Below are 25,305 nucleotides of genomic sequence, written 5' to 3'. Positions count from 1 at the left end.
AAATATGTTTATTTTCTATTTGTTTTCATCTTTTTTAAATGTATAATCGTCACGTATTTAGTATAATTTGTGATAAAAATTTTCATGGGTAGTCATAAAGACGCTACCTTTGCAACTGGAATAAATTCTTTTAATTCATATGTTTAGATTTGGTCTTATCTTATTATTTATTACTACATTAACTTCTTGCGGAAAGAAATTTAAGATAGATGGCATGACTTCCGTTTCAAGTCTTGACGGAAAAATGTTATTTGTTAAGGTTTTGTCTGGCGATCAGCTTGTCAGTGTTGATTCGGCAGAAGTGATACATGGCTATTTTCAGATGGAAGGCAAGATAGATTCTGTGGTATTGGCATCGTTATATATGGATGAAGAATGCATTATGCCGCTTGTCCTTGAAGAGGGAAATATCAATATTCAGATAAACAATATAGGGATTTCAATTAAGGGTACTCCGCTGAATGACAGTTTCAATGATTTTATCGAGGCAAAAACTGCTATAGACGATAAGGCGTATGAAGTTGAGAGGGAGGAAAGCCGCATGATTATGGATGGGGTTGACTTGAATACGGTTCAGTCGGAGATAGACAAGCAAAGAACAGAGGTAGCACAGCAAATGGATAATCTTGTGAAGACTTTCATTCAGAACAATTATGAAAATGTATTGGGCCCCGGAGTGTTTATAATGATAGGAAACTCATTGCCATATCCTTTTCTGACTCCTATGATGGAGGATATTGTGAAAGAGGCTCCTGAAGTTTTCAAGAATAATCATCTGATAAAAAACTATATCACATTGGCTCAAAAGTATAAGGATGGAGTCATGAATTGATGTGTCATACTATACCGGGGTAGGTATATATATCGTTGAGGGGAAAAGTTCCTAAATAATATTCCGGATTCCCTATTTACTTATAGGAAAAATCCGTTTTCAGAGTAAGATTTTCATTCTAATTTTGCTTTCGATAAAAAAGAAAGGAAAATAGAATATGAAAATCTTTATTTTTTTGTTTATACTGCTTTTGTCTGTTATGTCAAACAGTGTTTCTGCGCAGGTATCAGATGAAATGACTGCTGCAGAAAGAAAAGCTTTTCAGGAAAAGCTTGATAGTCTAATGTTCGTTGAGGCGGAGAAAGCCATTTTGGATAAAGACTTTACTCTTGAAGCGGATAAGGTTGAATTCAAATATGGTCAGACTGCTTTTGTAAATTCCAATACCAACTTCGTTTCTGTCAAAGGGGACAAGTCTGTGGTTCAGGTTGCATTCAATATTCCCGTTTCCGGTCCTAATGGAATCGGGGGAATAACTCTGGAGGGTAATGTATCTAATTATGAAATCAAAAAAGACAAGAGGGGTAATATCGATGTTACCATGAATGTGATGGGTACAGGTATATCAGCTATGGTGAATATCAGTTTGTATTCCGGTAGCAATAAAGCTTCTGTCACCATTTCGCCGAATTTTAATTCTAACAGGATAACCCTGACGGGGATTGTAGTCCCATCATTCAGAAGCAGGGTTTATAAAGGAAGTTCTATTTAATAACATTTTAAAAGAATACTAATATGAAAAAGTTATTATTTTACATTTGTCTGCCATTACTGGCAGTATCATGCGAGAAAAATCCGGATATGTCCGAACTGGATGCCGACCTGTCTGTTTATACAGATTATGACAGCAGTGTGGATTTTGGAACATACAAAACTTATTTTCTGCCGGACAGTATTCTTGAAGCCGGAAGTCATAAAGCCACTTACTGGAAGGATGACAACGCGATGAAGATTGTCAAAGCCGTTGAAACAGAGATGAATGCACGCGGATATGAAAGGATAACAGACCCTGAAAAGAAGGATGAGGCCGAGTTGGGTATTCAGTTGTCATATATCAATGAATCATATCAGATAGTTTCCGGAGGATATTTCGGAGGATGGTGGGACTACGGCTACTGGGGACCATGGTGGGGAGGATGGTACTATCCTTATCCGATAACCTATAATTACGACACAAACACTCTCGTAATGGAAATGGTAGATTTGACAGGCGATTCTGAAAGCAAGAATATTCCGGTGATATGGTATTCCAATGCTTCAGGGGCACAGTATAGCGGAATGTATAATCTGCAATTGCTTGTCAATTCCGTAGGACAGGCATTTAAACAATCGGAATATATTAAATGTAACAAATGATAGGAGGAACTGATAATGAAAACTATAAATACAATATTCAGAAGAGCTATTGTTCTTTGTTGTCTGGTTTGCGGTATTATGGTCACTGCAAATGCCCAATGGGATGTGCGTAAACTGAACTTGGTTATTGACTGGCAGATGAATGCTCCGTTCTCAACCGGTTATGCCGACAAGATAAGCGGATGGGGTATGAACTATGAGTTGAAATACAGAATAGCTCCACGATGGAACGTAGGTGTGTTTGCATCATTCCATACCAACCATCAGTATATTGGGCGACAGACTCTGCCGATATCTCCTACAGAGAGCCTGACAACAGACCAGCAGCGTTCCGCTTTCCAGGTTCCTTTCGGATTGGCTGCAAACTATACGCTGTATGACGGAAAGCATTTTGAACCGTATGTAGGTGTAAAAGCCGGAATCATGTATGCCAGAAATACTACATATTATGGAATAAACGGTCTTTATGACAAGGCTTGGGGCGGCTATATATCTCCGGAAATAGGTTTCAATATTTACCCTTGCAAAACCAAGAACTGGGGATTCCATGTAGCAGGCTACTACAGCTATGGAACAAATAAGACATATACACTTACAGACGAAATTAACGGTCAGAACAATGCCGGATTCCGCGTCGGTGTGATATTCTAAAAATGAAAATTCCCTCTTTCTCAGTATGATTGGTCATCGCTGAAAAGGAGGGAATTGTTGTTTCTTATGAATTAAGACTCGCAGAGCGAACACGGCTAAGTGTTTCCGGTGTCATCTGTAATAGAGAGGCTATGTATATAAGCGGTGCTCTCTTTAATATTTCCGGATGTCTTTGCATGAGCTTTAGATATCTTTCGTTTGCCGGTTCAAATCTGAGAGTATCTGCCTTCTGTTGTGATGTAATCAGAGATTTTTCGAATACCCTTCTGTACAAGCTTCCCATTTCGCTGTTTACCGATGCCAGATGCTCTATATCCCGTTTGCTTATTTTCCATGCGATGGTAGGTTCTAATGTCTCTATCATCAGCTTGGTAGGCTCTTCGTTGAAATAGCTTTCAAGGCATACCACAATGGAATCTTCATAACCAATATGTTCTGTGAGATCCTTGTCGTATTTGAAGTAGAATTGGCGCGTCATACCTTTGTCTATGAAATACAGGTATTCGCATACTTGTCCTTCATCAAGAATTCTTTCTCCCTTCTTGTATTTTTCTGGAACAAGAATCTCGGAAAATGTCTTCAATACTTCTTTCGATAACGTGCAATCTAATGATGAAGCAATTCTTTTGGCTATATCTATATTTGAATTCATGTTTGTTTCTTTTTAGTTAAGTGTTATTTTACTTTTATTTTGTCGAAGCCTTCCCCGAATACACCAATTACGGCACTTTGTGATACAAAAGCATTTGGGTCAATGTCTTTTATCAGTCGGAAGATGGTGTTTGACTCACGTTTCTTAGCCAGAACGAACATCATTTTCACATTATTGTGTGTATAACATCCCACTCCGTCAATAAATGTAACACCGCGGTGCAGGTCTTTATTTATTCTTTTTCCTATCTCCTCATACTTTTGCGAAATTATGAAGAACTGTACCGACTGGCGTGCGCTGTTCACTACCTGGTCGAGTACGAAGCTTGAGATGAACAGTACCACATATCCGTAGACCACCTTCTCCCAATCATGCAAAACCAGATAACTGGATGATATTATTATCACATCGCATATCAGGATAACCCTTCCTAAGGTTATGTCGCGATATTTGTTTATTATGGCTGCGATAATATCCGTTCCTCCGGTGCTTCCATTGGCCGAGAATGCAACTCCTATACCTCCGCCGCAAAATGATGCACCGAGTACGCATGCCATGAAAGGCTGGTCGTTGATTAGTGAACCTTTAACAAAGTGCTGGAAAACCGGAGTGGCGAAAGTCAGGACACCTACGGCAAAAATGGTTTTCAGGCAGAATTTCAGTCCTAAAATCTTTAGAGCAAGAAGCAGAAGTGCGAAGTTAATAAGAAGATAAGTATATTGTACCGGAAAACCTGTAGCCCAATACACAACAGAGGCTATACCGGGAACTGCACCTGATGGCAGGTTATTCGGCAGTAGAAATACAGTCCAACCAACAGCATACATAATCATCCCCAACGCGATAAAAAGATAATCTTTCGTTTCTCTAAGCAGTTGCTGCCTATTCGTAAAGGTTAGTAAAGAACTCATTTGATACTTCTTGTTATAAGTCCAACATATAATATTTAATTAAGTCGATGCAAAGTTATTAAAAAAAACAATTATTGATATAAATCAAGTGTGAAAAATATAGAAGACATTAAAATGATAAAAAACTGCAATAAAGGTGTTGTCTGATATACAAAAGCATGAATTTATATTTCATAAATGACATTTTTTTCGTATTTTTGCGCCAAAATAGACTAAAAGAGATAATATATGGCATTGGTCAACGAACATTTGTTAAAACTGCCCGACAATTATTTGTTTACTGACTTAGCGAAAAAGGTAAATACTTTTAAGGTTACCCATCCTAAGGCCGATATAATAAACCTGGGTATCGGCGATGTTACCCGTCCCATACCGCAATCGTGTCTGGATGCCATGCATAAGGCCCTGGAAGACCAGGCAAAGGCAGAAACATTTCATGGTTACGGACCGGAGCAGGGATACGGTTTCCTTATTGATGCCATAATAAAGCATGACTACGCTTCCAGGGGAATATCTCTTGAGCACAGTGAAATATTCATAAATGACGGGGCCAAGACAGATTCCGGAAACTTTGGAGATATCCTCAGACATGACAACAGTATCGGTGTTACAGACCCTATATATCCGGCATATATAGATTCTAACGTTTCATGCGGACGGGCAGGAGCACTTGGTGACGGCTACAGATGGAGTAATGTGATTTACATGCCGTGCAGTCCGGAAAACAATTTCATACCGCCAATCCCCGAACAGAGAGTAGATATAGTATATCTGTGTTTCCCGAATAATCCTACAGGAACTGTTCTTAGTAAGTCCGAACTGAAGAAATGGGTAAACTATGCTTTGGAGAATGACACTCTTATATTGTTCGATGGGGCATACGAGGCATATATCAGACAACCGGACATTCCGCATTCCATTTACGAAATAAAAGGTGCCAAAAAGGTGGCAATAGAATTCAGAAGTTACTCCAAGACGGCAGGATTTACGGGCATAAGATGTGGATATACCGTTGTTCCTAAAGAAGTTACCGCTTCTACGCTTATGGGAGAAAGAATATCGCTGAATAAACTCTGGCTTAAAAGACAGACTACAAAATTCAATGGAGCTTCCTACATAGCCCAGAGAGGAGCAGAGGCAATATATACTCCAAAAGGAAAAGAAGAGGTAAAGGCCATGATAGATTACTACATGGAGAATGCCAGGATTATGAAAAAGGGACTTACGAGCATCGGGCTGAGAGCTTACGGAGGTGAGAATGCACCTTATCTCTGGGTAAAGGCTCCTAAGGGGATGACATCGTGGGGATTTTTCGACAAACTTCTGTACGAGGCTCAGGTGGTAAGTACTCCGGGTATAGGTTTCGGACCAAGCGGTGAAGGATATATACGACTGACCGCTTTCGGCGACCGTGACAGATGCAAGGAGGGAATACAGAGAATATGCAACAATTTATAGAACGAGAATTAAACAATATTTAAACAGTGTTTGAAAGCTGTTTAAACGGTATTTAAAAACAATCAATAAAATATACAAACTTAGGTATTATGTCACAATTGAGATTTAAAGTAGTAGAAGAGGCTTTTCACAAGAAACCTGTTAATGTGCCATCGCCATCACAGCGTCCGGGTGAATATTTTGCCAAATACGTGTTCAACAGAGAGAAGATGTTCAAGTATCTTCCGAGCAAGGTCTATTCAAAGCTTATTGACGTAATAGACAATGGTGCCACTCTGGACCGCAGCATAGCAAATGAAGTTGCTGCCGGAATGAAAAAATGGGCGGTAGAACTTGGTGCCACACATTATACTCACTGGTTCCAGCCACTTACTGAAGGTACTGCAGAAAAGCATGATGCTTTCGTGGAACACGATGGAAAAGGCGGAATGCTTGAAGAATTTTCCGGAAAACTTCTTGTACAGCAGGAATCGGACGGCTCGTCATTTCCTAACGGAGGTATCCGCAATACATTCGAGGCTCGCGGATATAGTGCATGGGACCCTTCATCACCTGTGTTCGTAGTTGACGATACATTGTGCATCCCTACAATCTTCATTGCATATACAGGAGAGTCGCTCGATTATAAGGCACCTCTTTTGAAATCTATACATGCAGTGACAAAATCCGCACTTGACGTAATACACTATTTTGACCCTTCTGTAAAGAAAGTATATTCATACTTGGGATGGGAGCAGGAATACTTCCTCGTTGATGAAGGTCTGTATGCCGCACGTCCTGACCTGTTGCTTACAGGACGTACGCTGATGGGACACGAAGCTTCAAAGAACCAGCAGCTTGAAGACCACTATTTCGGCGCCATTCCTACACGTGTGGCAGCCTTTATGAAGGATTTGGAAATCCAGTCGCTTGAACTTGGTATCCCTGTCAAGACACGTCACAACGAGGTTGCTCCAAACCAGTTCGAGCTTGCTCCTATATTCGAGGAATGTAACCTGGCTGTTGACCACAACATGCTTGTCATGTCGCTTATGCGTAAGATAGCACGCAACCACGGATTCAGAGTATTGCTTCACGAAAAACCTTTCAAGGGTGTTAACGGTTCCGGAAAGCACAACAACTGGTCGCTTGGTACTGATACAGGCATATTGCTGATGGCTCCGGGCAAGACTTCGGAAGAAAATCTCCGTTTCATCACATTCGTTGTCAATACATTGATGGCCGTTTATCATCATAACGGATTGCTCAAGGCATCTATCATGAGTGCTACAAACTCTCACCGTCTTGGAGCTCACGAAGCACCTCCTGCAATCATTTCTTCATTCCTTGGTTCTCAGTTGAGCAAGGTACTCGACCATATCGAGGAAAGCAAGGCAGACGAGTTCATGTCATTGAGCGACAAGTTGGGATTGAAACTTGACATTCCTCAGATTCCTGAACTGCTGATAGATAATACAGACCGTAACCGTACTTCGCCATTCGCATTTACAGGAAACAGATTCGAGTTCCGCGCTCCTGGTTCTGAGTCTAACTGTGCAAGTGCAATGATAGCATTAAACACTGCCGTAGCAGAACAGTTGATGATATTCAAGAAGGAGGTTGACGAACTTATCGAGAAGGGCGAACCTAAGATGTCTGCTATACTTCAGACTATCCGTAAGTATATCAAGATATGCAAGCCTATCCGTTTCGACGGTAACGGTTACAGCGACGAATGGAAGGAAGAAGCCAAGCGTCGTGGACTGGACTGCGAGACAAGCTGTCCGTTGATTTTCGACAACTACATGAAGCCTGAAACAATCAAGATGTTTGAATCGACAGGCGTAATGAACCGCAAGGAGCTTGAGGCCCGTAACGAGGTGAAATGGGAAATGTATGTCAAGAAAATCCAGATTGAAGCCCGTGTACTTGGCGATCTGGTTATGAATCATGTTGTACCTGTAGCTACTGAATACCAGACCAAGCTGTTGGATAATGTATATAAGATGAAGTCGGTATTCGGAGAAGAAGAAACAAAGAAGTTGTCTGCCGAAAATATAACTATCATCAAAGAAATAGCTCAGCATACTGCTTATATAAAGGAAAATGTGGATGCTATGGTTGAGGCCAGAAGGGTAGCAAACAGAATAGAATCTATCCGTGAAAGAGCAATCGCTTATCATGACAAGATAGCTCCTATGCTGGAAGAAATACGTTACCACATTGACCAGTTGGAACTGATGGTTGACGACCGTATGTGGACACTTCCTAAATATCGTGAGCTTCTGTTTATCAGATAATATTTACATTAATATAAATCCTTTCAGTTATGAAGCGCATTATCAATTACATCTGGCCTGTACTGTTATGCTTTGGTATTGGTTTTGCTGCAAGCAAACTTCAGGCTGAGTCTATGATGGAGTGGTACCCTCATCTGAATAAGTCAGGTTTTACGCCACCGAACATAGCATTTCCTATAGCATGGTCTATAATATATCTCCTGATGGGACTTTCATTGGGACGGGTGCTGAACAAGGGATATAAGGAAGGAGTATTCATCTGGACTGTACAGCTTGTGCTGAATTTCCTTTGGAGCATATTGTTCTTCACTATGCGTATGCCGGTTTTAGGTATGATTGATATACTGCTTCTCGATGCTTTCGTCGTTTGGTTTATGATGGCAGTAAGCAAGAAAGACAAGCCTGCGCTGTATATGTTTATACCTTATATATTATGGCTCGTAATTGCCACTTATCTGAACGGATATATTGTGATAAACAATTGATATTACCATTATAATACAGAAATCCCGGAACAGACACTGATGCTTGTTCCGGGATTTTTTATTAGTCGTTTCTTGGTGCTGACGATGGTCGGCAGCACTGCCCACTATAGTCGGCAGCATTGCCCACTATGGTCAGCACCATTGCCGACTATAGTCGGCACCAAAAAATGTCGGGGCGTTTTGGTGAATATGGCTTAAAATAAGAACCCCCTCATGCAAGAATTCCGTTAAAACTGAATCGTGCGTGAAGGGGATATTATATATGTGAGTATTTCTTTTTACAGTTTTCCTTTTTCGTCAAGATAGGAATCTTTGAAACCAAGGAAGTACAGCACTCCGTCCAGACCAATGGTGTTTATGGACTGTTCGGCATTCTCCACCACCTTTGGCTTGGCATGGAAGGCTATTCCCAATCCGGCTGTAGAGAGCATAGGCAGGTCGTTTGCACCGTCGCCCACAGCTATGGTCTGTGCTATGTCTACCTTCTCCACCTGTGCCAGCAGTCTTAGCAGTTCGGCCTTACGCTTTCCGTCAACTATCTCGCCAATGTATCTTCCGGTGAGTTTTCCGTCTACTATTTCAAGTTCATTTGCGTAAACATAGTCTATTCCGAACTTGCGTTTCAGATGCTCTCCAAAGTAGGTGAAACCTCCGGAAAGTATCGCTATCTTATATCCGTAGTGTTTCAGTACGAACATCAGCCTTTCCACTCCTTCCGTGATAGGCAGGTTTTCGGATATTTCCTTCATTACGCTCTCGTCCAGACCTTTCAGCAGGGCAACTCTTTCGGTGAAGCTTTCCTTGAAGTCTATTTCTCCTCGCATGGCGCGTTCGGTTATGGCTCTTACCTGTTCGCCCACTCCGGCACGTTCCGCAAGTTCGTCTATGCACTCGGTCTGTATCAGCGTGGAGTCCATATCGAAACAAATCAGTCTTCGCATACGACGGTACATATTGTCAAGCTGGAGTGAGAAGTCCATACCCATTTCGCTGCTCAGTTTCATCAGGCTGCGCTGCATCTCGACTCTGTTCTTCAGTGTGCCTCTGACGGAAAATTCTATACATGCTCTTACGCTTGCCTTTTCTTCATCGAGCGGTACACGTCCGGTAAGTCGCTTTATGGAGTCGATGTTCAACCCCTGGTCGGCTATTATCTTTGTGGCGGCTGCTATCTGTTTCGCTGTTAGCCTTCTTCCCAAGATGGTGATGATGTATCTGTTCTTTCCCTGCATCGAAACCCAGTTCTCATATTCCTCTACCGATACGGGGTAGAAGCGTATGTTCACACCCAATTCAGAGGATTTGAAAAGCAGCTCTTTCATTATGTTCCCCGATTCCGTTTCTTTGCTTTTGAAAAGTATTCCGAGTGACAGAGTCTGATGTATATCTGCCTGGCCGATGTCTAAAATGGTAACATCGTATTTCGACAGTATTTCAGTGATGGACGCTGTCAGTCCCGGACGGTCGATGCCTGTTATTCTTATCAGTGTAAGTTCTGTGTTCATTTTTCTTGACTATGTTTCGTTATTTATAGTGCTATTCTTCTGAGTCTTATGCGCAGGTTTGAGAGTTCCGTGTCGGAGTGAGCAGAAGGCAGTCCGGCCTGACGGACGGTAAGTATGTGGTTTTTCTTCGTACTCATTTCCGGCAATGTCAGTTCCTGCTTGTAGATGGTTCTGTCTTCCGACGGGCGCAGTATGTAGCTTATGTTTTTCTCAAATCTGTTGTATATCTTCATTACAATCCGATTGCTGCCTTTCTGAAGCGGCAGAAGAACCTTTTCTGTTCTGAACTCACATCTGTACGGATTGAGGTGCTTCATTACCGATTTTCCGTTTACGAAAATCTCAATACCGTTGCCTGCGCCTGCATCTACCATAATATGTTGCGTCCTTGGCGATTCGATGTTCTGCATCACATAGTAAGTATCATTTGCCTTGGCTGCAAATGTATGCTTTCCGGCTTGTATTTCTTTCCATACGGAGTTTTTCACCGGCGGATTTTCTATGTCTGTATCTATTGTCTGTGGTGAATGGAACATCTTGTTGTCCGGTCCGCAAATGTATTGCTTGCCCCATACGGTCCCGTTGGCAGTGCTTAAGGTAGAAGGTTTTCCGTTGTCAAGAGTCACATTATATTTCTTTCCGTCTAATTCGATGTCCAATGTCTTGCCTTTTTCCTGATTGGTGTATATTATCTCAAGCTGCTTCAGCATAAGCTGCTCAAAATACCATGAATACTTGACCGTACTCCTGTATGTGCTGCTGAAGTCGAATCCGTCGATGCTGTACAATGGTGTGGCATTGCTTTGCTTCAATGTAATGGCTCTTATCGGTCCCGGCTTACTGTCGGGTATTTCCTGCTTGAATTTCAGTGTAAGCACATTGACTGTTTTTCCTTTGTAGGCCGATGCCGGTATGGCTATATCTATAAGTCCGTTTTTCTGTATGCAGGTGGCTAACTTTCCGTCCGCTCTCACTAATTCGGATTCCGGCATATACAGTTTTATTCTTCCGTCTTTAGGATATTTACCGGACAGGATGAAATACAGTGTGTTTCCGTCTCTCGTAACAGTTCCCCAATCGAAACTTTCATTAAACGGACTGCGTTGTGTCTTATATACGGCATTGCCGTTTTTCTTCATCCAGAGTCCTATGTTGTACAGAATGTCTTTGTCGTATGCATTGATTTTGCAGTCATGGCCTAAATGCAGATTGAATGTGAAACCTCCTCCGCAGGCTATTGCATCTGTCATCTTCTGTATCACTCTTTTAGCGTCAGATTGTGCATTGTCTATTTCGATAGAGGATGTGGGGAATGCGAGGGAAGAATCATATCTCCAGTTGCATTCCAGGAAATCTTTCTGGAAATGATATTTAAGCAAGGTGCAGAAGTCGTACCGTCCGTTGCCGGCATTGCTGCTTACCATGCAGTCCGGCTGAAGCTTATGTACGAGTGTGTACAGTTCATGGCTCTCTTCCGGACTTCTTGCCTCCATGTCGAAATCTATTTCTGATATTCTTCCATATCCGGTGAGCAGTTCGGTAATCAGTTTTTTAGTGTTTTCACTCAGTCTTTTTGAAACAGAGTGTTCCTTGTTTTCTTTTTTGTCGGCAATGGAGAAATATACACCAAACCGGATATTTCTTCTGCTGCATGCTTCGCTAAGTTCTTTTATTATATCACTGCTGTGGAGTGAGTTCTTGTCCGTTGCTGTCCTGAAGAAGTAGATGTTTCCTATCTTGGCCGGAGCTATGACCGTACGCATGCCTGATTTCTCGGCAAGAGCGGCAATGGAGTCGGCATTGAATCTGTCATAATTGAAGTTGCCTGATTCTCCTTTTGGGTTCTTTTGTATTGAGAACAGAATCTTCATTGCCAACTTATTGTCTTGCCGGATTTTCAATGCATTATCCGAAACCTGTGCCGATACACAGTTCATGTACATTAATAACAGAGATAATATGTATAAAGCGCGCATCTTCATAAGATATATTGATATAATGATGAGCAAAGATAATTACTTCTTTTGTGATATGCTAACTTTTCATTAATTTTGCGGCTCATATTTATAAGTATTATTAAAAACTAAAAAAGACAATGAAAAAACTGTTTTTATCAATCATCGTATGTATGATAACAGCGATTGTGGGTGCACAGAATGTTCAGTTGCATTATGACTTCGGTAGTTCGATTTATGACTCTCAGAGTGCAAGAGCTAAAGTTACGACTACTGTAGAGATGTTCAAGCCTGACAGATGGGGTAGTACATTCTTCTTCGTGGATATGGACTACACAGACAAGGGTGTTTCAGGTGCATATTGGGAAATTGCCCGTGAATTGAATTTCTGGGGAGGTCCGTTCTCTGCACACGTGGAATATAACGGTGGAGTTAATGGGATAAACAATGCTTACCTTCTTGGTGCTACTTATACATGGAACAATGCTGATTTTACAAAAGGATTTACTTTCACTCCTACATATAAAATCATCCAGAAAAATCCAAAGCCACACAACTTCCAGCTGACAGCTACATGGTATCTGCATTTCTGTAAGGGTAGATATACATTCTCAGGATTTGCCGATTTCTGGAAAGAAAAACATTCAGATCTTGAAAAAGGCGAGGAACATAACTTTACTTTCATAACAGAGCCACAGTTCTGGGTGAATTTGAACAAGTTTGATAAGGTAGCTGACGATTTCAACTTAAGCGTTGGTACTGAGTGGGAAATCTCTTCAAACTTCGGTATTATGAACGGTTGGAAATGGATGCCTACTTTGGCAATGAAATGGTCATTCTAAAAAATAAATCATCATGTTAGAAAAACTTTTCGGATTCGATAAAAATGTCACTCGTGTACGCACAGAGGTACTGGCAGGTATCACGACCTTCCTGACTATGGCATATATCCTTGCCGTAAACCCAAACATCCTTAGTGCTACAGGAATGGACAAGGGAGCATTGTTCACAACAACGGTTGTTGCTTCTGCTTTTGCCACACTGCTGATGGCATTCTATGCTAAGTTGCCTTTCGGACTTGCTCCTGGTATGGGACTTAACGCTTTCTTTGCCTATACAGTGTGTCTTACCATGGGATATACATGGCAGTTTGCTCTTACTGCAGTATTGATTGAGGGTCTTATCTTCATATTATTGACAGTTACAAACCTTCGTGAAAAGATAGTAGATGCAATACCTGTCACATTGAAAAATGCTATTGGTGCAGGTATAGGTCTGTTTATCTCTTTCATTGGATTGCAGAATGCAGGAATCATCGTAAACAACGATGCTACTCTTATCAGCATGGGAAATATCACTTCAGGTACTGCTTTGCTTGGAATGATAGGCCTGGTGGTTACTTCACTTCTTTTGGTTAAGGGAGTAAGAGGTGCGTTGCTGTTTGGTATCCTTATTACAACTCTTATCGGTATCCCTATGGGTATCACAAAATTCGACGGTATCTTCAGTACACCTCCATCAATAGAACCTATCTTCTGGCAGTTTGAATGGCACAATATATTCACAAAGGAAATGATTGTAGTGGTATTCACATTCCTGTTTGTGGATATGTTCGACACTATCGGAACATTGGTAGGTGTGACTACAAAGGCCGGAATGATGGACAAGAACGGTAAGATTCCTCATCTGAAACAAGCTTTCATGGTAGATGCAATTGGTACTACTGCCGGTGCAATGCTTGGAACAAGTACCATCACTACATTCGTGGAAAGTGCTTCAGGAGTAGGCGAGGGCGGTAGAAGCGGTCTTACGGCATTCGTAACAGCTGTCTGCTTCCTGCTTTCATTGTTCTTCGCTCCTTTCTTCCTTTCTGTTCCGGGAGCTGCTACAGCGCCTGTATTGATACTTGTAGGTCTGATGATGATGTCTTCAGTACTTAAAGTCAATTTTGCAGACTATTCTGAAGCCATTCCGGCATTTATCTGTATCATCTTCATGCCTCTTGCCTACAGTATATCCGACGGTATCGTACTCGGTATGATAAGCTATGTTCTTATCAATCTGCTTACGGGCAAGTATAAGAAACTTACAATTGGTATGTATATACTGGCTGCAATATTTGTGCTGAAGTTCTTTGTTTGATAATAGACAACATTATAGCGAATGTGTAATGAACGCCTGATGAACACCGAGTGAACGGTGTTTTCCGGGCGTTTTTATGTGTTCATTATATGTTCACTGAATTGAATTTAGGATTTGCAAAATAAAACTGTTATCTTTGTGTTTACTCCCTAGAAAGTAGTCGGTTATGAGCAAACTTTATCCTATAGGCATACAGAGTTTTGAGAATCTACGAAAGAGGGATTATATCTATGTTGATAAAACAGCATTGATATACCAGCTGATAAGTACCGGGAAGTATTATTTCCTCAGCCGTCCCCGCCGTTTTGGCAAGAGTCTACTTATATCTACTCTCGAAGCGTATTTTTCCGGTAAGCGGGAACTTTTTGCCGGGCTGGAGATGGAAAAACTGGAGAAGAAGTGGATAGAGTATCCTGTGCTGTATCTTGACCTGAATACGCAAAAATATGACAGCATAGAAAAGCTTGAAGGTATTCTTAATGACGCTTTGTGCAGATGGGAAGATATTTATGGTAGTAGGGAAAGTGAAACCAGTCTGTCTTTACGATTTCAGGGAGTAATCCGCAGAGCGGCCGAGAAGACCGGACATAACACCGTCATTCTCATAGACGAATACGACAAGCCTATGCTTCAGGCCATAGGCAATCCTGAACTTCAGACAGAATATCGCAACACCTTGAAAGCTTTCTATGGAGCCTTAAAGTCATGCGACGGATACATACAGTTTGCCATGCTCACAGGTGTGACAAAATTCGGAAAAGTAAGTGTGTTCAGCGATTTGAACAATCTGATGGATATCTCCATGATAAACCGTTTCTCTGAAATATGCGGAATAACCGAAAAGGAACTTCACAGATATTTCGACGATGATATTCACACTCTGGCCGAGAAACTTGGAACAGGTTATGAGGAAACCTGCGCACGCCTGAAATTGAATTATGACGGCTATCATTTCAGTTTTAAATCACCTGGAATGTATAATCCTTTCAGCCTTCTGAATACCTTTGCCAATATGCAGATCGATAATTACTGGTTTGCTACCGGTTCGCCTACATACATTGTGGAATTGATGAAGCAGCATAACTACAATGTTGAGGAGATAGAAGACATAGTGACCAGCGGTCCTGTTCTTGACTCCATCGATTCAGCATCCACCGACCCGGTTCCTGTAATCTATCAGAGCGGCTATCTTACAATAAAGGGATATAATGAAGAGTTCGAGAACTACACTCTGGGTTTTCCTAACCGCGAGGTTGAGCAGGGCTTTTTCCGTTTCCTATTGCCTAATTATGCCTCTGTCTGCGTAACAAAATCTCCATACGAGATCCAACGTTTTGTAGAGGAAGTCCGCAAAGGTGATGTGGATTCTTTCCTGAGCCGTCTGCAGACTTTCTTCGATGATATACCATACGAACTTGCTCCACGAGACCGTGAAGTGCACTATCAGAACATTCTCTACATAGTGTTCAAGCTCATGGGTTTCCATGCAGAAGTAGAATATCATACTTCACGCGGACGTGTTAACCTCGTGCTGAAAACCTCTGATTATATCTATGTCATGGAATTCAAACTTGACGGAACAGCCGAGGAAGCCATGGCCCAGATAGACGCAAAAGGCTATGCCTCCGCATTTGCAGCCGACGGAAGAAAAGTTGTCAAGGTAGGAGTGAATTTCAGCTCGGAAACAAGAACTATTGAGAGGTGGATTATAGCCTGACTTTATTTGATTGAAATATTGCCGATATCGGCAAAAATGGTATCTTTGCCCCTGATATTTATTATATAAACTTGCCGATAGATTTTATAGGATATGAAATATATTTCAGTTACAGAATTCGCTGCCAAGCATGGAATATCGGAACGGACGGTTCGTAATTATTGTGCGACCGGTAAGATTGAGGGTGTAATACTGGTAGGTAAAACATGGAATATTCCTGCCGATTCGGAAGCTCCGAAGAGAGGAAAGCAAAAGCATGAGACTATGCCTTTGCTTAAAATATTACTGGAACAAAAGGAAATGAAACTGAAAGGTGGGATATATCATCGGACTCAGATTGATTTGACATACAACTCCAATCATATAGAAGGAAGCCGTCTTACTCATGATCAGACGAGATACATATTTGAGACCAATACAATAGGTTTTGAGGGGGAAAGTGTGAAAGTCGATGATATTGTTGAGACCACAAACCATTTCCGTTGTATTGACATGATTATAGACAAGGCAGATGAACGCCTGACAGAGGGATTCATAAAAGAACTTCACCGGATACTTAAGTCCGGAACTTCTGACAGTCTTAAATCATGGTTTGCTGTGGGTGATTATAAGAAGATACCCAATGAGGTTGGTGGAATAGAAACAGTCTCTCCTGAGAACACTAAACATGAGATTGTCAGGCTATTGAAAGAATACAATGCCATAAAGAAAAAGACTTTTGATGATATTCTTGATTTTCACCAGCGGTTTGAATCAATACATCCTTTTCAGGATGGGAATGGTAGAGTAGGACGACTTATAATGTTTAAGGAATGTCTTGCAAATGGTATAGTACCATTCATTATAACCGATGAGCTTAAGATGTTCTATTATCGTGGCTTGCAGCAATGGCCGCATATAAAGGAATATCTCAGAGATACATGTCTTGCTGCACAGGATGAATACAAGGTCTTGTTGGATTATTTTCGCATACAATATACTTGATTGGTATTGTATTAGTAATGGAAATCCGGTCTTTTATATACCGTATATTTGTGAAACTTTGAAAATTATTTGAGTTGGATTTGAGACTTACAATTATAATTACAATATTTGCAACGGAAAATTAAAAAGAGTATGCCTACTATTACACGCAAGATAGAATTGAAAATCGTAAAAGAAAGATTGACAGATGAAAAAGAAAGATTGACAGATGAAAAATATGACCAACAATGGAAATATCTTTATCAGATAAATAACACTATTTATCAGGCTGCCAATAGAATCTCTACTCATTGCCTTTTTAACGATGAGTATGAAATGCGATTGAAATTACATATGCCACGGTACAAGGAAATAGATGAAGGACTGGAGAATATAAAGACAGAACTGGAAAAACTGAATACGAAGAAAAAAGCATCGGATAAAGAGAAACGAGACAGGCTGCTTAATGAACAACGAAAACTTGTTGATGAAAGAAAAGAACTTGATAAAGATGTAAAAAATAAAAAGAAGGATTTTCTTCAGTGTTCCAAACAGAATTCCACCTATCAATTGGTATCGAAAGAATTTCTAAAGTATATACCAGCCGAGATATTGACCGATTTAAACCGATATGTGCAAAATAATCACAACAATAACAAAAATAAAGTCAAGTCTGGTGAAAGAGCCTTAAGTACTTACAAGAAAGGTATGGGAATTCCATTTTCCATTAAACCACAAAGTGGATTGAGACTTTTTATAAAAGAGAATGGAATCTATCTTAAATGGTTTAAAGGAATATTTTTCAAGCTTGAGTTTGGAAAAGACACAAGCAATAACCGCTGTATCGTTGAAAGACTGATAGAAAGCGACAAGCAACAAAAGAAAAACAAAGGCGAAGATTATGTTGCCAATAATTCTTCTATAAAACTCATAAAAAAGGGAAATGACAAGAGTACAAGAATATTTCTGTTGTTGTCTATTGACATTCCTGTGAAGAAACAAGTGTTGGATAAGGACGTGGTGTTAGGTGTAGATTTGGGCATCAAATGTCCGTTATACCTTGCTATCAACAAGAATGACAATTTCAAGATGCAGATTGGCGATATAGAACATTTTCACAATCAGCGGACGATGTTTCAGAAACGTTTTAAAAGTTTGCAGAAACTTATGTGTACCCAAGGTGGACACGGACGAAAAAAGAAACTGGAGCCTTTGGAAAAACTGAAGGAAAAAGAGCGTAATTGGGTGCATACGCAAAACCATGTTTACAGCCGTGAGGTTATAAAGCAGGCTTTAAAACAGAATGCCGGAACTATCCACATGGAGTCTTTGAAAGATTTCGGAAAAGGTAAGGAAGGTTATGTAAAGGACGAGTATAAGTATCTGCTTCGTTATTGGTCGTATTACGAACTGCAAAGTATGATAGAATATAAGGCGAAATTGGAAGGTATTGAAGTGAAATATATAGACCCTGCATATACCAGCCAGACATGCAGCTATTGCGGAGAACGTGGAGAACGTAAGAAGCAAGAAGAATTTGTTTGTACTAATCCCCAATGTAAACGATGTGGAGAAAAAATAAATGCAGACTTTAATGCTGCAAGAAATATTGCGATGAGTAAAAAAATCGTAGAAAGATAATTAGAGAAGAAATTTTCTAATTGGGGCTGCTGGAAGTCCTTAACCTGAGATAGGAAACTATACTCAGGAAGTACGTCAAAACATTGAAATTAATAAACTTAGAAACTAACTGTTGGCTTTATCATTGTTTTGAATGGTATATCCAACTGCATAATTCACTTCCGATTTAAGCCTGGAGTTGGTTTTATTATTGTTTTGAATGGTATATCCAACTGCCCGGAATTACTGTACAGATGGGCAACCGTTGGTTTTATTATTGTTTTGAATGGTATATCCAACAAATGTTCCGACTGATGTATTCGCCCGAAAGTTGGTTTTATTATTGTTTTGAATGGTATATCCAACTAAGCTATCTTATAAAAGCACAGAAGGAAGGTTGGTTTTTATTATTGTTTTGTATGGTATATCCAACTATAAAGTCGTCTGCGATGATGTGCGCATGGGTGTTGATAATCGTGTCTTTTTTACTGATTTTAGTTATAAAGTAATATACTTATAAGGGCTATTATTGCTAACGCATGTAGTTACTTATCACATACGTTAGTAATAAATCATTGCATACGTTAGTAATAAGAAGCGATTAACGTATCTAATAATCTGCAAGAAAACTTTGTCATTTCAAATAAAATTGTAACTTTGCCATTACAGTCCCCACAAATAAAAAAGGAGGTCAGTATGTACAAGTACAAGCTCGTAAAGAAAATCAATCCGCAGGATAAGGAAGCACCTAAGAAATGGTATGCAATTCCTATCAGCGAAGTTCCACAGACTGTAAAAGCCATGACACGTGCAGCTACGGAAAACACGACAACTGCTCCCATAGAAATGGAAGCCGCTCTTGAATTACTTGGAAGACACGCACGTCAGCAATTGCAGCAGGGACACACAGTGAGAGTAGGTGATTTAGGTACTATACGTGTTTCATTCAAAAGTGACGGTGTAGAAAACATTACCGATTTCAATGCCGGAGCAATGATTAAGAATCCACGTATCATATTCACTCCAAGTAAGGAATTCCGTGAAAGTGTACTTCAGGGTATTCAGTTCCAAAATGCCGGAGTATTGGACGAAGGCATCAGCTATGCCAGCCTTGCAGACTATAAAAAAGCCAAAGGCATTACTTCCAGTGGAGGTAGTGACGGCGGTGATAGTGGTGATGGTGGTGGCGATACCGGAGACGGTGATGGAGGTGGAGGATTTGGATAATCTCTCACTGATACAATTTACTAAATATTTAAGCCTGTTTCCTTTTCAAGTCAAATTAACCGGGGGCTGTACGACTGAAAAAGGGAGTAGGCTTATTATATGCTTTAATAGATTGTTTTCAATGCTTCAAAGATACTAAAATAGAGACAACACATAACTAAAGTAATTGTATTTTTGCATCATAGACATTCTATAAATGCTTTTCACTTATCAAACATAATAAAAAAAGAAGCTAATGTGCCTACAGCATTAAACATAAAAGGTTCTTTAAAATTCAGTTGTAAAGAAATACTTGACAAGTGGGTTTATACAATTAATACTCTTCTTTAACCGTTTAGGCAAATTTTGCCTAAAATACTGTAAGAGCCATATTTGGTATGCAAACTATTACCCAAAAGAAATCAACAACAATAGTAAATATTCCTTACATACTGAATTATTGTTTTAGCAGTATTCTTTATATGCACTCAATATGATTGTAATAAATGACTAAATATAACTCATCGAAAAATTCGAGTAGTTGAAATAAGCATTTAATTTTACTGAATGTACTAAAAGTTTCTAAAATCCAACTGTCGCAAAAATTGCGACAAATGCCTTCTATATACTAAGATCTGAATGCAATGTGCATTTTTTGTACATTACTTATTGAAAGAGCTTCTTACGTGAAAAGATACTAAGATGTAAACCATAATACATATACAATTCAACTGTAAAGGAATACTTGACTGTTGCTAATAAAATAAATCAATCCCAATCAGTTAGTTCCATTTTGGAACATAGTCGTTTTTTTTATGCTCCAAGAATATTAAAGAGGCATTTAATAGCAGTTACCAATATCTTACTTCAAGTATTATTATCTCTTATGCATCTGAGGAGACATGAAACCTGATTTTCGGGAGCAGTATTTGTGGAACTTGAACAGCGGGTATTCTTCCTCAAACTTTTCGCATTCCGAATATACACGGGCATTAGTTTCGTTGACAGTACCATGGTGGCAAGAATACAGTGTGGATAGTACGAAGCTATTAATTTTGTTTTAATGCTTATTCCGAATCATGAATATGATTATGTGTATGATTGTTAAAAATCCGGTCTTTAAACACCGTTTAATAACCATTTAAACAGTGTTTAAAGACCGGATAATTATATAGTCTGACTTATAGAATATTATTCTTCAGTTTCCATCAACAGTTCCATAACCTGGCAAGCAGATTTAGCTACTGATGTACCGGGACCGAAGATAGCCATTACACCTGCTTTGTAAAGGAAGTCATAGTCCTGAGCTGGGATTACACCACCTGCGAATACAAGGATATCTTCACGGCCAAGTTTCTTCAGCTCTGCGATAATCTGTGGGATAAGAGTCTTATGACCAGCCGCAAGTGAAGAAACACCTACTGCATGAACGTCGTTTTCCACTGCATCGCGTGCTGCTTCTTCCGGAGTCTGGAACAATGGTCCCATGTCAACGTCGAAACCGCAGTCGGCGAAACCTGTCGCTACAACTTTTGCACCACGGTCGTGTCCGTCCTGACCCATCTTGGCAATCATTACACGTGGGCGGCGACCTTCTTTCTTTGCAAATTCTTCAGTCAGTTCGCAAGCTCTTGCGAAATCTGCATCTTTCTTACTTTCTGATGAATACACGCCTGATATTGTTCTGATTATTGCTTTATAACGTCCTACTACCACTTCGCAAGCATCTGAGATTTCTCCCAATGTAGCGCGAACCCGTGCTGCCTCTACTGCAAGTTCAAGCAAGTTGCCCTTGCCTGTCTTCACGCATTCGGTGATTGCTGCAAGAGCCTTGTCAACTTCAGCTTGGTTACGTCCTTCCTTCAAGCGGCGGAGGTTTTCAATCTGTTCCTGACGAACGGCTGTGTTATCCACTTCGAGGATATCGATTGGGTCTTCTTTTTCAAGACGGTATTTGTTTGTACCTACGATAGTCTGTTCGCCTGAGTCAATACGTGCCTGAGTGCGGGCTGCAGCCTCTTCGATACGCATCTTAGGAATACCTGTTTCGATAGCCTTAGCCATACCGCCCAGGCGTTCTATTTCCTGAATGTGTTCCCAAGCCTTGTGGGCAAGTTCGTTTGTAAGAGCCTCGACATAGTAAGAACCGCCCCATGGGTCAACATTCTTGCATATCTGAGTTTCTTCCTGGATATAAATCTGAGTGTTACGTGCGATACGTGCAGAGAAGTCTGTTGGAAGTGCAATGGCTTCGTCAAGCGCATTTGTATGCAGTGACTGAGTGTGGCCAAGAGCGGCAGCCATAGCTTCGATACAAGTACGGCCTACGTTGTTGAACGGATCCTGTTCTGTGAGCGACCATCCTGAAGTCTGTGAGTGAGTACGCAATGCCAGTGACTTAGGATTCTTAGGATTGAACTGTTTTACAATCTTAGCCCAAAGCATACGTGCGGCACGCATCTTGGCAATTTCCATGAAATGGTTCATACCGATAGCCCAGAAGAACGATAGGCGAGGAGCGAAGGCATCAATGTCGATACCTGCAGCTACACCGGCACGGAGATATTCAAGACCGTCGGCAAGAGTATAAGCCAACTCGATGTCTGCTGTAGCACCTGCTTCCTGCATGTGGTAACCTGAGATAGAGATTGAGTTGAACTTAGGCATCTTCTGTGAAGTATATTCGAAGATGTCAGAGATAATCTTCATTGAGAATGCAGGTGGGTAGATATATGTGTTGCGCACCATGAACTCTTTAAGGATATCGTTCTGGATTGTACCTGCCATTTCTTCAAGTTTTGCGCCCTGCTCAAGTCCGGCATTGATATAGAAAGCCATCACAGGAAGTACCGCACCATTCATGGTCATTGATACGGACATCTTGTTCAATGGAATACCGTCGAACAGAACCTTCATGTTTTCGAGCGAACAGATTGATACTCCGGCTTTACCTACGTCGCCCACTACACGTGGATGGTCAGGGTCGTAACCACGGTGAGTAGGAAGGTCGAACGCTACAGAAAGACCTTTCTGTCCTGATGCAAGGTTACGGCGATAGAATGCGTTTGACTCTTCTGCTGTAGAGAATCCTGCATACTGGCGGATTGTCCAAGGACGGAAAGTGTACATCATTGAGTAAGGGCCGCGAAGATAAGGAGGGATACCTGCCACATAGTCAAGGTGTTCCATTCCTTCAAGGTCTTCTTTTGTGTAGACCGGTTTTACCTGAATCTGTTCCGGTGTTCTCCAATTGGCTTCGATGCCATTGGCTTTCTGCCATTCCATGCCATTCTTGGGCTGGAATCCTGCATATATGTCGATGTTTTTGAAATTCGGTTTCATAGTTATTTAATTCCTAACTTTTCGTTATACTCTTTTAAAGTTTCCAATACGTTGCAGCGCACATGTATGAAGTTCTCGATACCTGCTGCTTTAAGTTCTTCCATGCAAGCCGGAGCACCTGCCACCACGTACATCGCACGGCCGTCGAGTGCCTTGAATGCAGGGATTGCGTATTCTGCATATTCGTCATCGCTTGAACACATCACAACGATGTCTGCATTAGCCTTCATAGCAGCTTCCACGCCTTCTTCTACTGTAGCAAAGCCGAGGTTGTCGATAACCTCATATCCTGCGCATGCAAGGAAGTTGCAAGAGAACTGTGCGCGTGCCTGACGCATAGCAAGGTTACCGATAGTAAGCATGAATGCTTTAGGGCGCTTGCCTGAGTGTTCTGTCTGCAGGCGTAGAGCTTCGAATTCGCTTGCAGCACGTGACTTGTCAAGAGCCATATAAGGAGCAGCTTCTTCTGTTCCGTGGCTGCATCCGCAGTTGCACTTACATTCTTCAGGAGTCTTTTCGCCTGCCATTTCAGAGAAGTTAGGATACTGGTTTGTACCGAGGAGTATCTCCTTGCGTTTTGAAACAGCCTCATGACGAGCCTTGTTGCTGGCATTTACAGTTTCCTGTACCTTGTTGGCTTTTACAGCTGCAAGGAAACCACCTTCGTCTTCAGTAGTTAGGAACAGGTTCCATGCCTGCTGAGCTATAGAAGCAGTCAGGTTCTCGATATAATATGAACCGGCAGCAGGGTCAACTATACGGTTGAGGTGTGATTCTTCCTTAAGCAATAACTGCTGGTTGCGTGCCAGACGTTCAGAGAATTCGTTAGGAGTTTCGTAAACACTGTCGAATGGAGTGACTGTGATAGAGTTTACACCTGCCAGAGCAGCACTCATGGCTTCAGTCTGAGTACGGAGCAGATTTACATGAGCATCGAAAAGTGTAAGATTGTATTTGGATGTTTCTGCATGTGCAACCATCTTGCAAGCGCAGTAGCAAGTACCGTCTGCACCAGTGTTAGAACAGTCTTTACGAGGACATTGAGGATTATATTCTTTTACAATGTCAGCCCAAAGCATGCGTGCAGCACGGAATTTGGCGATTTCCATGAAATAGTTTGAACTGATACCGAAGTTGAATTTTATTTTCTTAGCGGCGAGAGCGGCAGGAACACCGGCTTCTACCATTTGGCTCAGATATTCATTACCCCAAGAGAGTGCATATCCCAATTCCTGATAAATATATGCACCGGCATTGTTAAGGTCAACACAGTTTACGGTAATGCAACGGAATTTTGGATATTCTGCCAAAACCTCAACAAGTTTCTTTGCGTTGGCAATAAGTCCGCTTCTGTCTTTGCCTTTGCCTAACATCTTGCTGATAGGGTCAAAGTTGACAGAACCCTGTAAACTCTTAGAATCGTATCCTTTTTCCTTGAAATAAGCTACAAGTAATTCTGCCAGTTCTACTGTATGTCCCTGACATGTAGAGAAGTTCAGTTCTACACAGTCACAACAGATGTCTTTCAGCAGTGTTGCTATATATTCGGCACTTAAATCAGAAGCCTTTACTTTAAAGCCAAGTGAATCTACGCCTTTGTTTAGCAATTCCAGAGCCTTGGTATTTGCTTCAGCCGGATCATTGACTTTTATGTCCTGACGTATGAACCAAGTATTATCGTCTTTTTTTATTCCTCTTAAGTATGGAAATTCTCCTGGAAGTCCTTCAGTGGTTTTCAGTCCTTCAAGATCTTCTTTGCGGTAAAAAGGTTTAACTTTAAATCCTTCGTTGGTTTTCCATACCAGCTTCTTTTCAAAATCAGCGCCTTTAAGGTCAACTGTAATCTTATCCATCCACTCCTGTGTGCTTACGGAGGGGAAATCGGAAAAGAGTTTTTCTTTACTATCTGCCATAGTTGATTAGGTTTATATAAATAGGTTATATTTTAAATTTGTACTTGATTATTTTAGTACCATCATAGGCAAAGATACAAATTTCTTCCAATCTCAGCCATTTTCTGTCAGGAAATGCACTATGTATAAACATTTATTTTATAATGCAGAAGATATTTTTAGACTATTGTAAACTCCATGTGGCAAAAAAAAGTTTAGGATTTGTTACTTTTAATCTGTTTAATTTGACACCTTATTATTTTTTATTTACTTTTGTTGCAAATTATTTATGTGTTATTTTATAAACTATGAATTGGTTAAGTGATTTGTTATTCAACT

Annotated in this window: 19 protein-coding genes and 1 CRISPR repeat array; of the genes, 13 read left to right on the top strand and 6 right to left on the bottom strand. The window is 40.7% G+C overall.

What is annotated here, in order from left to right; genetic code table 11:
* Window positions 1-139 precede the first annotated feature (139 nt).
* From QZ379_RS04240 to QZ379_RS04225, 4 genes are all read left to right on the top strand, one after another.
* Window positions 140-832, top strand: coding sequence for a DUF4369 domain-containing protein (locus QZ379_RS04240; protein ID WP_291558681.1), 693 nt, complete (start codon window positions 140-142; stop codon window positions 830-832).
* Between the two features lie 199 nt (window positions 833-1,031).
* Window positions 1,032-1,544: a DUF4251 domain-containing protein gene (locus QZ379_RS04235; protein WP_291558679.1), complete on the top strand. Its 513-nt coding sequence runs from the start codon at window positions 1,032-1,034 to the stop codon at window positions 1,542-1,544.
* A 23-nt stretch (window positions 1,545-1,567) separates the two neighbouring features.
* Window positions 1,568-2,188, top strand: a complete 621-nt coding sequence (locus QZ379_RS04230; protein WP_291558677.1) for a DUF4136 domain-containing protein — start codon at window positions 1,568-1,570, stop codon at window positions 2,186-2,188.
* Window positions 2,189-2,203: 15 nt separating this feature from the next.
* Entirely contained in the window at window positions 2,204-2,839 is a 636-nt protein-coding gene (locus QZ379_RS04225) for an outer membrane beta-barrel protein (RefSeq protein WP_291558675.1), read from the top strand.
* Window positions 2,840-2,903: 64 nt separating this feature from the next.
* Here QZ379_RS04225 and QZ379_RS04220 read toward each other — a convergent pair whose 3' ends face one another.
* Both QZ379_RS04220 and QZ379_RS04215 read right to left on the bottom strand, forming a co-directional pair.
* Window positions 2,904-3,491, bottom strand: coding sequence for a cyclic nucleotide-binding domain-containing protein (locus tag QZ379_RS04220; protein WP_291558673.1), 588 nt, complete (start codon window positions 3,489-3,491; stop codon window positions 2,904-2,906).
* Window positions 3,492-3,514: 23 nt separating this feature from the next.
* A complete protein-coding gene (locus QZ379_RS04215) occupies window positions 3,515-4,402 on the bottom strand; it encodes a YitT family protein (protein WP_291558671.1) in 888 nt (295 codons plus the stop codon).
* Between the two features lie 228 nt (window positions 4,403-4,630).
* On the opposite strand from QZ379_RS04215, the gene QZ379_RS04210 reads away from it, so the two are divergent.
* The 3 genes from QZ379_RS04210 (at window position 4,631) to QZ379_RS04200 (ending at window position 8,624) form a co-directional block, all read left to right on the top strand.
* On the top strand, window positions 4,631-5,860 hold the full coding sequence (locus QZ379_RS04210; RefSeq protein ID WP_291558669.1) for an LL-diaminopimelate aminotransferase: 1,230 nt from the start codon (window positions 4,631-4,633) through the stop codon (window positions 5,858-5,860).
* Between the two features lie 89 nt (window positions 5,861-5,949).
* The gene (locus QZ379_RS04205) at window positions 5,950-8,139 is read left to right on the top strand and encodes a glutamine synthetase III (protein ID WP_291558667.1); all 2,190 of its coding nucleotides are present in this window, start codon (window positions 5,950-5,952) and stop codon (window positions 8,137-8,139) included.
* A 29-nt stretch (window positions 8,140-8,168) separates the two neighbouring features.
* Window positions 8,169-8,624 (top strand): TspO/MBR family protein, encoded by a 456-nt coding sequence (locus QZ379_RS04200; protein WP_291558664.1) that lies wholly within the window; start codon window positions 8,169-8,171, stop codon window positions 8,622-8,624.
* A gap of 278 nt (window positions 8,625-8,902) precedes the next feature.
* On the opposite strand, the gene serB is transcribed toward QZ379_RS04200, so the two are convergent.
* Window positions 8,903-10,129, bottom strand: a complete 1,227-nt coding sequence (gene serB, locus QZ379_RS04195; protein WP_291558662.1) for a phosphoserine phosphatase SerB — start codon at window positions 10,127-10,129, stop codon at window positions 8,903-8,905.
* Window positions 10,130-10,152: 23 nt separating this feature from the next.
* Window positions 10,153-12,072, bottom strand: coding sequence for an alpha-L-fucosidase (locus tag QZ379_RS04190; protein WP_291558660.1), 1,920 nt, complete (start codon window positions 12,070-12,072; stop codon window positions 10,153-10,155).
* Between the two features lie 152 nt (window positions 12,073-12,224).
* Between QZ379_RS04190 and QZ379_RS04185 the strand changes: the two genes are divergently transcribed.
* The 6 genes from QZ379_RS04185 to QZ379_RS04160 all read left to right on the top strand — a co-directional run bounded on the left by QZ379_RS04185 (window position 12,225) and on the right by QZ379_RS04160 (window position 19,753).
* Complete coding sequence (locus tag QZ379_RS04185; protein WP_291558658.1) at window positions 12,225-12,926, top strand: DUF5020 family protein; 702 nt, start codon at window positions 12,225-12,227, stop codon at window positions 12,924-12,926.
* A gap of 13 nt (window positions 12,927-12,939) precedes the next feature.
* Window positions 12,940-14,226 (top strand): NCS2 family permease, encoded by a 1,287-nt coding sequence (locus QZ379_RS04180; RefSeq protein WP_291558656.1) that lies wholly within the window; start codon window positions 12,940-12,942, stop codon window positions 14,224-14,226.
* 166 nt (window positions 14,227-14,392) lie between these two features.
* Window positions 14,393-15,943 carry an ATP-binding protein gene (locus QZ379_RS04175; protein ID WP_291558654.1) on the top strand — a complete coding sequence of 517 codons (1,551 nt, stop codon included), beginning with the start codon at window positions 14,393-14,395 and terminating at the stop codon, window positions 15,941-15,943.
* Between the two features lie 93 nt (window positions 15,944-16,036).
* Window positions 16,037-16,927 carry a Fic family protein gene (locus QZ379_RS04170; protein WP_291558652.1) on the top strand — a complete coding sequence of 297 codons (891 nt, stop codon included), beginning with the start codon at window positions 16,037-16,039 and terminating at the stop codon, window positions 16,925-16,927.
* Window positions 16,928-17,059: 132 nt separating this feature from the next.
* Window positions 17,060-18,547, top strand: coding sequence for a transposase (locus QZ379_RS04165; RefSeq protein WP_291558650.1), 1,488 nt, complete (start codon window positions 17,060-17,062; stop codon window positions 18,545-18,547).
* A gap of 111 nt (window positions 18,548-18,658) precedes the next feature.
* A CRISPR array of direct repeats spans window positions 18,659-18,960; the repeat unit is 37 nt; unit sequence GTTGGTTTTATTATTGTTTTGAATGGTATATCCAACT.
* Between the two features lie 262 nt (window positions 18,961-19,222).
* Window positions 19,223-19,753: a hypothetical protein gene (locus QZ379_RS04160; protein WP_291558648.1), complete on the top strand. Its 531-nt coding sequence runs from the start codon at window positions 19,223-19,225 to the stop codon at window positions 19,751-19,753.
* Between the two features lie 1,170 nt (window positions 19,754-20,923).
* Here QZ379_RS04160 and scpA read toward each other — a convergent pair.
* Both scpA and mutA read right to left on the bottom strand, forming a co-directional pair.
* Entirely contained in the window at window positions 20,924-23,074 is a 2,151-nt protein-coding gene (gene scpA / locus QZ379_RS04155; RefSeq protein WP_154043648.1) for a methylmalonyl-CoA mutase, read from the bottom strand.
* A 2-nt stretch (window positions 23,075-23,076) separates the two neighbouring features.
* A complete protein-coding gene (gene mutA, locus QZ379_RS04150) occupies window positions 23,077-24,987 on the bottom strand; it encodes a methylmalonyl-CoA mutase small subunit (protein WP_291558644.1) in 1,911 nt (636 codons plus the stop codon).
* Between the last annotated feature and the right edge of the window lie 318 nt (window positions 24,988-25,305).

The organism is Bacteroides sp., assembly GCF_019417265.1.
GTDB lineage: Bacteria > Bacteroidota > Bacteroidia > Bacteroidales > Bacteroidaceae > Phocaeicola.
This window is presented reverse-complemented; position numbering and strand designations above follow the sequence as displayed.